Origin of the sequence: Accumulibacter sp. (assembly GCF_031732815.1) — a bacterium.
GTDB lineage: Bacteria > Pseudomonadota > Gammaproteobacteria > Burkholderiales > Rhodocyclaceae > Accumulibacter.
In genome coordinates this window covers 24,307-33,996 of record NZ_JAVMKF010000043.1, presented here as the reverse complement: position 1 = coordinate 33,996, position 9,690 = coordinate 24,307, and the positions used below count along the sequence as shown (strand labels likewise).

9 protein-coding genes are annotated in these 9,690 nt (G+C 66.6%); all 9 read left to right on the top strand.

The window, feature by feature from the left end; translation table 11 throughout:
• Positions 1-913: class I SAM-dependent methyltransferase (locus RKP46_RS03660; RefSeq protein WP_311105365.1), on the top strand; the 913-nt coding region annotated here is incomplete at its 5' end.
• An 88-nt stretch (positions 914-1,001) separates the two neighbouring features.
• Positions 1,002-2,099 (top strand): class I SAM-dependent methyltransferase, encoded by a 1,098-nt coding sequence (locus RKP46_RS03655; RefSeq protein WP_311105364.1) that lies wholly within the window; start codon positions 1,002-1,004, stop codon positions 2,097-2,099.
• A complete protein-coding gene (locus RKP46_RS03650; protein ID WP_311105363.1) occupies positions 2,096-3,154 on the top strand; it encodes an NAD-dependent epimerase/dehydratase family protein in 1,059 nt (352 codons plus the stop codon). The genes RKP46_RS03655 and RKP46_RS03650 overlap by 4 nt, the downstream gene beginning before the upstream one ends.
• Positions 3,155-3,189: 35 nt before the next feature.
• Positions 3,190-4,365: a glycosyltransferase gene (locus RKP46_RS03645; RefSeq protein ID WP_311105362.1), complete on the top strand. Its 1,176-nt coding sequence runs from the start codon at positions 3,190-3,192 to the stop codon at positions 4,363-4,365.
• 1 nt (position 4,366) lies between these two features.
• The gene (locus RKP46_RS03640; protein ID WP_311105361.1) at positions 4,367-5,371 is read left to right on the top strand and encodes a kinase; all 1,005 of its coding nucleotides are present in this window, start codon (positions 4,367-4,369) and stop codon (positions 5,369-5,371) included.
• Between the two features lie 10 nt (positions 5,372-5,381).
• A complete protein-coding gene (locus tag RKP46_RS03635; RefSeq protein WP_311105360.1) occupies positions 5,382-6,329 on the top strand; it encodes a GDP-L-fucose synthase in 948 nt (315 codons plus the stop codon).
• Between the two features lie 9 nt (positions 6,330-6,338).
• Positions 6,339-7,160, top strand: a complete 822-nt coding sequence (locus tag RKP46_RS03630; RefSeq protein ID WP_311105359.1) for a transketolase — start codon at positions 6,339-6,341, stop codon at positions 7,158-7,160.
• Entirely contained in the window at positions 7,157-8,140 is a 984-nt protein-coding gene (locus tag RKP46_RS03625) for a transketolase C-terminal domain-containing protein (RefSeq protein WP_311105358.1), read from the top strand. The genes RKP46_RS03630 and RKP46_RS03625 overlap by 4 nt, the downstream gene beginning before the upstream one ends.
• A complete protein-coding gene (locus RKP46_RS03620; protein WP_311105357.1) occupies positions 8,137-9,675 on the top strand; it encodes a B12-binding domain-containing radical SAM protein in 1,539 nt (512 codons plus the stop codon). Before RKP46_RS03625 ends, RKP46_RS03620 begins: the two co-directional genes overlap by 4 nt.
• The last annotated feature ends 15 nt before the right edge of the window (positions 9,676-9,690 follow it).

Below are 9,690 nucleotides of genomic sequence, written 5' to 3'. Positions count from 1 at the left end.
CCGACTTCCGCCCGATCACTACCGGCAATGCCGCCAGCGCAATCCGGAAACGGCACACAGCGCGCGCAAGTACCGCGATCGGCTGCAGGCCATCGCACCCCTGCTCGGCGACGGCGCACGGGTAATCGAACTCGGCTGCGCCGACGGCGCATTCGGAGCCATGGTCAAGGCTGAGAGACAGCTGACCTATGTCGGCGTCGAAGTATCGGAAGACGCCGTCGCCGCACGAACCCGTCTCGACCGGGTCGCCGACAGCCTGGACGGAAACGACGACGGCAGCTTCGACCTCGCACTCGCCTTTCACGTCATCGAGCACCTCGCCACACCGGCGGACACCCTTGCTGTACTCCGGCGCCAACTCGTGCCCGACGGAAAGCTGGTGCTGGAAGTACCGAACGGCGCCGGCCACCCGCTGCGCGACGACGACACCCACCCGGAACACCTGCACCTGTTCTCGCCCGGCTCACTCACCCTCCTGCTCACACGCAGCGGCTTTGCCGTCGAGAGCATGCAGGCAGGCTGCTTCGAATCGCAGCTTTACCCAGACTGCCTGCGCGTAGTCGCTGCCCCCGCCCGCAGCCCGGAGGAAAAACGGGTGGCGCTGCTGGACCGCTTCCGGCGATTACTGCCGGGCCGCTTCATCGTGCACGGCATCGGCGGTGATTTCCGTAACTACGTCCTGCCGCTGCTCGGCGACCTCGACGTCGTCGCACTCTGCGACAGCGATCCGTCGCGCCACGGTGAAACGCACGCCGGCCTCGTCGTCGGCCCCTACGACGCAGTGCGCTTCGCCGGACTCCCGATCCTGATCGCCAGCGCGCGCCACGCAGACGACATCCGCACCATGCTTGTCCGCGAGGCGCCCCCGCAGACGTGCATCGTCGATCTGGAAGAGATCTATGGCGCCGACTGAGCGCCCATCCCCGGTGCGGCCACCTCGCCACCACCGGCCATGCCCGGTCTGCAGTGCCGACCGTCCCGGGCATCTGTATCGCAACACCATGGCTCCGCTCGACGGCCGCGACCTGAGCTATGACGTCGCCCGCTGCGGCCAATGCGGCTTCCATTACGCCAGCGATCTGCCGTCCCCGGCGGTCTACGCCGCCTACTATCGCGAACTGTCGAAATACGATCAGGAAGGCATCGGGTCGATTCCGGAGCCGTTGCGGGAGCGCGCAAGCCAGGCGCTGGCGCTGTGCCGGCCGCATCTTGCCGGCGACGCGCGCATCATCGACATCGGCTGCGGTGCGGGCGCCCTGCTGCATGCCTTCCGCGAGGCCGGATTCCGGCGGCTTCACGGCATCGACCCGGCACCGGGCGGTGCACAGGCGCGGCTGGGCCACGACGGCGGGGAAAACATCCTCGCCGGCAACCTGCGCGACGCCCATCGACTGCCGCTCGCCGATGCCGACCTGGTCTGCCTCACCGGAATTGCCGAACATCTTCCGGAGCTGCGCGAGGACATGGCCTGGCTGTGCGACCAGCTCGGCGCAGGCCCCCGCATCCTGATCGAGGTTCCTTCGGCCGATCACTTCCCGACGGGAGAAATGCCCTACGAACCGTTCGGCGAGTTTTCCCTCGAACACCTGCAGTATTTCGACGCAAACGCCCTGACGCGCCTGATGGCCGACTTCGGCTTCCATCCGCTCGCGTTGGCAGTGCCGCTGCTTGCCGACGGCAGGGCCGGCAGCCTGTTCGGCCTGTTCGCGCGCGGCAGCGGCACAACGCACCCGACGGCAGCGGCGACGGGCCGGCGCATGGAAGACTATCTCGCCGTATCCGAGCGCGACATGCGCCGTGTCATCGACAGAATCGCCGCACATGGCGGCCCGTTCGTCATCCACGGAGCCGGCAGCCATACCGCGCGGCTGTTGCCCCGCCTGGCCACCGCCGGTCTCGCCGACCGCATCGCCGGCCTGGTCGACAACAACCGCAACCTGCAGGGCAGAAAGCTGGGCGACTACCCGATCCTGCCTGCGGCAACGCTGGCCACGCTGCCGGCAACGGCCGTGCTGGTTTCCTCGTTTGCAGCGCAGGAAGCCATCGCCGCCAGCCTGCCGGCCACGTCGCCGGCCCTCCTGCTCTACGACAAGCGATGACGCAAGTGTCGGCCTTCGGCTACTCCGCTCCGGCGTTGCGACAGCGGACGGTGATGTATCCGCTGCTGGCACGTCACCCCCTGCCTGCGCTGTCGGGCCAGCGCCTGTTCATCACCGGCGGCACCGGCTTCGTCGGCCGCTGGCTGCTTGCAGCCATCGCGGCCCTGAACGACGGCGGTGCTGCGATCGAGGTGACGCTGCTCTCGCGCCGGCCGAAGACGTTCATCGACGCCAATCCCGGGTTGGGCAGCTTGCCCTGGCTGCATCTCGCAAGCGGCGACATCGGCGACTACGAATTCCCGCCGGGACGCTTCGACGCCCTCATCCACGGCGCGACGGATACCTCGCCGGCCGCCTGCAGCGAAGCGTCGCTGCTTTCCGGGCAGACCCGGGGAATGCATCACGTCATCGACCACGCGTACGCTGCCGGCGTCCGCCGCTTGCTATGCATCAGTTCCGGTGCCGTCTATGGCGAGCAGGCGGCGACCGACGAGCGCCTTCTTGAAGACGCACCGCTACCCGTGCTGGCGATCGACGACTTCTACGGCCGCAGCAAGCGTGCCATGGAAGCGATCGCTGCCGATGCCACGCGACGGGACGGTGCACCGGAGACGGTCATCGCCCGCTGCTTCAGCTTCATCGGCGAAGGCCTGCCGCCGCATCTGGCGGTCAGCCGCTTCGTCGCCGATGCACTGGCCGGCCGAGACATCGTACTCACCGGCGATGGCCGGCCAGTACGCAGCTATCTGGACGCAGCCGACATGGCCGTCTGGCTGCTGGCACTGCTCGCAGGCGGAAAGGCCGGACGCACTTACAATGTCGGCTCGCCGCACGCCCGTTCACTGGAAGAGATTGCCGTGCTCGTCCGCGATACACTTGCGCCCGGACGGGCCGTACGCATTCTCGGACAGGATGCGGGAGCGCCGCGCCAACGCTACGTGCCGGATACGCGACGCATCGAAGCTGAACTGGGAGTCGCCTGCTGGACACCGCTGGAGGAATCCTTTTACCGGATGGCAACCGCAGGGCAGGAGGACGTGCCGGCGCCAAGGTAAATTTTTCCGCGCGGCGGCCGATATAACTACAAATCATGCCAAGCAAGACAAAAGACATTCTTCTGGTCATGCTCGAGTTCGACAACTGGGAGCAAGGCCGCTCATGGTCGTACACGGGCGCCTACGCCTTTCTCGACGGACTCAGGGAAAACGGGCACCGCTGCACGCTGCTGCCGGCCCTGCACGGGCGAGCACCGAACGCCCCGGACAGCACTGTCCACCGTGCCCCAGAACTGCTTGCCGGCAGGCAGTTCGACGAGGCCTGGGTGTGGTGCAATCACGCCGTTTTCGACGACACCTTCTGGTCCTGGCTGAAGACGGTCGCCCCCGTCCGCGTCGGCGTCGTGCTCGAATCGCTCAACCACAGCCCGGACGAGCTCGAGGCGCTGCCTTTCCTCGCCAGGCGCAAGGACGACGCCTTCGCCTGCCTGCCGCACTGCACGCACGCCATCGCCGCCGACGAAGCCGACGTCGCCGAGATCACGTCGGTCTTCGGCATTCCCGCGCTGTGGAACGTGTTCATGGTGCCGCGGCGCTTCGTGCTCGATCAGCCGCCGCCGACGGGTGACGTTGCCTCGTTCATCGGCGCCGGCTATTTCACCGGACCGGCCTACAACTTCCCGAAGGCGCCGAACCTGCTGCGCAACCGCTTTCTTCGCGACGAGCGGCTCAACGGCCTGATGGACCGTCCGCATTTCCGCCTGCCGGAGCGCAGCAGCGACGCGCTGCCGCGCTTCGAGGCCCTGCACCGGGACGCGCGCAGCGCGCTCGCCGAAGGCCGCATGGACAGCGTTGGACTGGCCGCCTACGGCGATGCACTGATCGAGGTACGCGGCGAAATCTTCGCCATGTTCCTCGAAGGCCTGCGCCTCGGCATGGCCTGCGTCAACCTGCCGACCCTGGTCAAGGCCTTTTCCGGCCGCGTCATCGAGGCCATGGCCGCCGGCGTACCGAGCGTCAGCTGGCTGCCACCGGACCGCCCGGCCTGCGCCTCACTGTTCGATGACGGCGAGGATCTCCTGCTCTTTGCCACCGTCGAGGACCTGATCGAACGCCTGCACGCCTTGCGCGCCGACCCGATGCTGCGCCAGCGGCTGGTGACGCACGCGAGGCAGACGCTGCTCCGCCTGCACACCAGCCAGATCCGCTGCCGCCAATACAGCGACTGGATCGATCGCGGCGCACGGCCCGACTTCCGCACCGGCACCTGACATGATCATCACGCGCACCCCCTTCCGCATTTCCTTCTTCGGCGGCGGTACCGACTATCCGGCCTGGTACCGCGAGCATGGCGGCGCCGTGCTCGCGACGACGATCAACAAGTACTGCTACATCAGCTGCCGGCAGCTGCCGCCGTTTTTCGAGCACAAGCACCGCATCGTCTACTCGCTGATCGAGAACGTCCGCAGCATCGCCGACATCCGGCATCCAGCCGTCCGCGCCGTGCTGGCGACGATGCGCGTCGAAGACGATCTCGACGGTCTCGAAATCCACCACGACGGCGACCTGCCGGCACGCGCCGGGTTGGGCTCCAGTTCCTCGTTCACGGTCGGGCTGATCCACGCCATCCGGGCGTTGCGGGGGCAATACGTTTCCAAGGACGAACTGGCGAAGGAGGCCATCCACGTCGAGCAGGACGTGATCCGCGAGAACGTCGGCTCGCAGGATCAGGTCTCGGCAGCCTTCGGCGGCCTCAACCGGATCGAATTCAGGCGCGACGACAGCATCGACGTCGCGCCGGTGATTGTCGAGCGCGAGCGTCTGGCCTCGCTGCAGGATCACCTGATGCTGTTCTTCACAGGCATCTCCCGGATCGCCTCCGACGTCGCCAAATCGAAGATCGACAACCTCGGCAACCGCCGCGACGAGCTGCAGCACATGCGCGCCATGGTCGATGAAGCGATCGGCATCCTGCAGCGCCCGGCGACGCCGATCGAGGATTTCGGTCGCCTGCTCGATGAAGGCTGGCGCTACAAGCGCAGCCTCTCGGATCAGGTGTCGACGCCGCATCTCGACGCTCTTTACGACGCCGCCCGCTCGGCCGGGGCCCTTGGCGGCAAGCTGCTCGGCGCCGGCGGCGGCGGCTTTTTCCTTCTCTTCGCGCCGCCAGCCGCCCAGGCGAATATTCGCGAACGACTCGGCGACCTGGTGCACGTCCCCTTCCGGTTCGAGAACTCCGGAAGCCGCGTCATGCTCTACCAGCCGAACGGCCTCTGAGGCATCGTCAATGGCACGCCGTCGCCTCTTCGTCGCCGGACACCGGGGCCTGATCGGCAGCGCGATCCTGCGCCGCCTTGCCGGCCGGGATGAATTCGACGTCGTCGTCCGCGATCGCGCGGCGCTCGACCTCGCCGACCCGCGGGCAACGCTCGATTTCTTCAAGGAAAACCGTCCCGATTTCGTCGTGCTGGCCGCAGGGCGGACAGGCGGCATCCAGGAGAACATCCGCGTTCCGGCCGACCTGATGCGGGAAAACCTCGCCGTGCAGGAAAGCGTCTTTGCCGCAGCGTGCGCCACCGATGTCCGTCGCCTCGTTTTCTATGCCTCGTCGTGCATGTACCCGCGCGAGGCGGGCCAGCCGATGGCCGAAACGGCCTTGCTGACCGGTGAGCCGGAACCTACCAGCCTGCCGTACGCCGTCGCCAAGCTGGCCGGCGTGCAAGCCTGTCTGGCGTGGAACCGCCAGTGCGGCGAAACGCGCTTCCTGCCGGTGATTCCGAACAGCATTTTCGGTCCCGGCGACGACTTCGACCCGCAATCCGCACACGTGCTGGCGGCACTGCTGCACCGCTTCATTGATGCCACGCGCAACGACTTGCCGGAGGTCGTGCTGTGGGGCAGCGGCACGCCCCGCCGCGAATTCGTCTTCGCCGACGACGTTGCCGATGCGACGCTCGCCCTGCTCGAAAGCGATATCGACAAGCTGACGTTCCCGATTAACATCGGCTCCGGAGAAGAAACCTCGATTCGCGATCTCGCCGGGCGGATTGCCGCGTTGACCGGCTACCGCGGCACCGTGCGCTGGGATACCGGCAAGCCGGACGGCGCCCCGCGCAAGCTGCTCGATTGCACGCGCATGACACAGTGGGGCTGGCGGGCACAGGTCGGCCTGGACGAGGGGATACGCCGCACACTTGACTGGTACCGTGAGCAACACTCGTTGAACGATTGCTGAGACCGCCCGATGACCGACATCGCCGCCACCGACCTGATTGCCAAGGCTCACCACACCTGGCGGGAGACGCTACGCATCCATCGCCGCGCGCCGGAAACAAGGCTGGCTTCCTCGCTGTCCTCGGTCGAGATCTTCGTCGCGCTCTACTACGGCGGCATTGTCCGCTGCAATCCGGCGAAACCCTATGACGAGGCGCGCGACCGCTGCATCATCAGCAAGGGGCACGGCTCGATCTGCATGTATCCGATCCTCGCCGACCTCGGCTTCTTTCCGGCATCGGAACTGGAGCATGTCTGCCAGGCCGGCAGCTTCCTCGGCGGCATTCCCGATCCGGTGATTCCGGGCTACGAGACGGTCAACGGCTCCCTCGGTCACGGCCTCGGCGTCGCCGGCGGCATTGCACTGGCACTGGCGCGCAAGAGCAGCGACCGCAGCGTCTTCGTCGTCTGCGGCGACGGCGAGATGCACGAGGGCGCCAACTGGGAGGCGGCGATGTTCGCCAGCCAGCATCGCCTCGACAACCTCCACCTGATCGTCGACGACAACCGCATCGCCATGCTCGGACGCACCGACGACATCGTCAGCCTGTCACCGCTGTCGGCGCGCCTCGAGAGCTTCGGCTGGGCGTGCAGCGAAGTCGACGGCCACGACGTCAATGCTATCCACGCCGTCCTGAGGCAAATGAAGGAACAGCGCCTTGGCAAGCCGAAGGCACTGATCGCGCGCACGCGCAAGGGACGCGGCGTCCCCGGACTGGAAGACATGCCGCTGTCGCATGTGACGAACCCGCCGGCTTCACAGCTCGACGCACTGCTCGGAGACGAATCATGAGTGCGCCGACAATCCAGCGGCCGCGCGCCATGCGCGATGCCCTGCTCGAACGCATCGTCGAGGCCATGCGCGACGATGCGTCAATCTTCTTCGTCTGCGCCGATTTCGGCTCACCGGTACTCGACCGCCTGCGCGAGCAATATCCCGAGCGCTTCGTCAACGTCGGCATTGCCGAGCAGAACCTGATCAATGTCTCGGCCGGCCTGGCGCTGGAAGGCTTCAAGGTCTTCGCGTATGCCATCGCACCTTTCATCACGATGCGCTGCTTCGAGCAGATCCGCGTCAGCCTGGCCCTGCTCTCCACGGTCCGGCCGATGAACGTCAACCTGGTCGGCGTCGGCGCCGGTTTCAGCTACGTCGTTTCCGGCCCGACCCATCAGTGCTACGAAGACCTGACGCTGATGCGCGCGATGCCGAACATGGCCGTCTATTCGCCGGCCGACCACGCCACGGCAGCTTCGCTGTTCGAGGCCTGCATGACCCGTAGCGGTCCGAAGTACCTCCGCCTGGATGCGCAGGCGCTACCGCCGCTCTATCCGGCCGAGGCCCGGGCGCCAGCCGAAGGCTTCCATGTTCACGGCAACGGCAGCGATCTCTGCCTTGTCGCGACAGGCTTTCCCGTGCACACGGCGCTGCGCGTCGCAGCAACGCTGCGCGAACGCGGCGTCGCGTCGAGCGTCGTCGATCTCTTCGACCTGAGCACCTTCGATGCACCAGCACTGCTTGCGCAAATGTCAGCCGCCCGAAGCGTCGTTTCCCTCGAAGAGGGATTCCGCGGGCGCGGCGGCCTCGACGCCCTGCTCTTCGACCTTCGTGCGCGCGCCGGGCAGGAACGGCCGATGCTCAACCTCGGCGTCGAGGGCGGCTATCGCTTCGAACTGGGCAGCCGCCAGCAACTGCACGAACAGGTCTCGATCGGAGAAACGGCCGTAACGGGCCGCATCCTTGACTTCCTCGGCCTGCCGGCGAGCCAGACATGACCCGGCAACTCGACGCGCTCTTCATCAATCCGGACTCCTCAGCACAGGCCTATCAGGGGCTGGCGCAGACCTACTCGGCGATCGAGCCACCGACCTGGGCACTGCTGCTCGCGGAATCCTGCCGCGCCAAGGGGTTCGGCGTCGGCATTCTCGACTGCGATGCCGAGCGGCTGACGCTGGCAGCCGCCGTATCGCGCATCGAGGAGGCGGCTCCCCGCCTCGTCGTGATGGTGATCTACGGCCAGAACCCGAACTCCGGCACGACCAGCATGATCGGAGCCACGGCGCTGGCGAAGGCGATCAAGGAAGCGCAGCCGGAAACCCCGATCTGCTTCGTCGGCTCGCACGTCAGCGCGCTGCCGATGGAAGTGCTGGCGCTCGACTGCGTCGACATCGTGCTCTGCAACGAGGGCGTCTACGCACTGCACAACCTGCTCGCCGGCAATCTCGGCGACGACCTGGCAACAGTGCGCGGCATCGGCCACAAGCGGCGCGGTCCCGGCGGGTTCCCGATGCCGGTGCTCAATCCGCCGCAGGGCGTCGTTCCCCAGGAGCGGATGGACATCGACCTGCCCGGTTATGCCTGGGATCTGCTCCCCTATCGCGAGAAGCCGCTCGACCTCTACCGCGCCCATTTCTGGCACGCCGGCTTCGACCACGCCCGACGCACGCCCTTCGCGGCGATCTATACCTCGCTCGGCTGCTCCTTCGGCTGCGACTTCTGCATGATCAACATCGTCAATCGCGTCAACAACGGCGACGGGATCAGCGCAGCGGATTCCCGCGGCATGCGCTTCTGGAGTCCGGCCTGGGTGATGCGCGAGATGGAGAAGCTGGCGGCGCTCGGCGTCCGCACGCTGCGCATCAGCGACGAGATGTTCTTCCTCAACCGCAAGTACTACCAGCCGGTGCTCGACGACATCATCGCCCGCGATTTCGGCTTCAACCTGTGGACCTATGCACGCGTCGACACGATCCGCGCCGATCAGCTCGAACGCTTCCGCCGCGCCGGCGTCGGCTGGCTGGCGCTGGGCATCGAAGCCGGCAACCGGATGGTTCGCCAGGAAGTCTCGAAGGGCTCGTTCCAGGACGTCAACATCCACGACATCTGCGCGACGGTTCGCAATGCCGACATCAACATCATCGCCAACTACATCTTCGGCTTTCCCGACGACACGCTGGCGACGATGCAGGAAACGCTCGATCTCGCGCTCGAACTAAACACCGAGATGGCCAACATGTACCCCTGCCAAGCCCTGCCCGGCAGCCCGATGTATCATCTGGCGCGCAGGAACGGCTGGCAGCTGCCGGACTCGTACGCCGGCTACGCCTTTCTTTCGTATGACTGCCAGCCGCTGCCGACGCGCCATGTCAGCGCGGCCGAGGTGCTCGCCTTTCGCGACCGCGCCTGGCACACGTACTTTACCCACCCGGCCTACCTCGACCTCGTCGAACGCCGCTTCGGCGCGAACGAGCGCAGGAACGTCGAGGACATGACCAAGATCCGCCTGAAGCGCAAGCTGCTGGGCGACTGAACGCACGACAGGAAG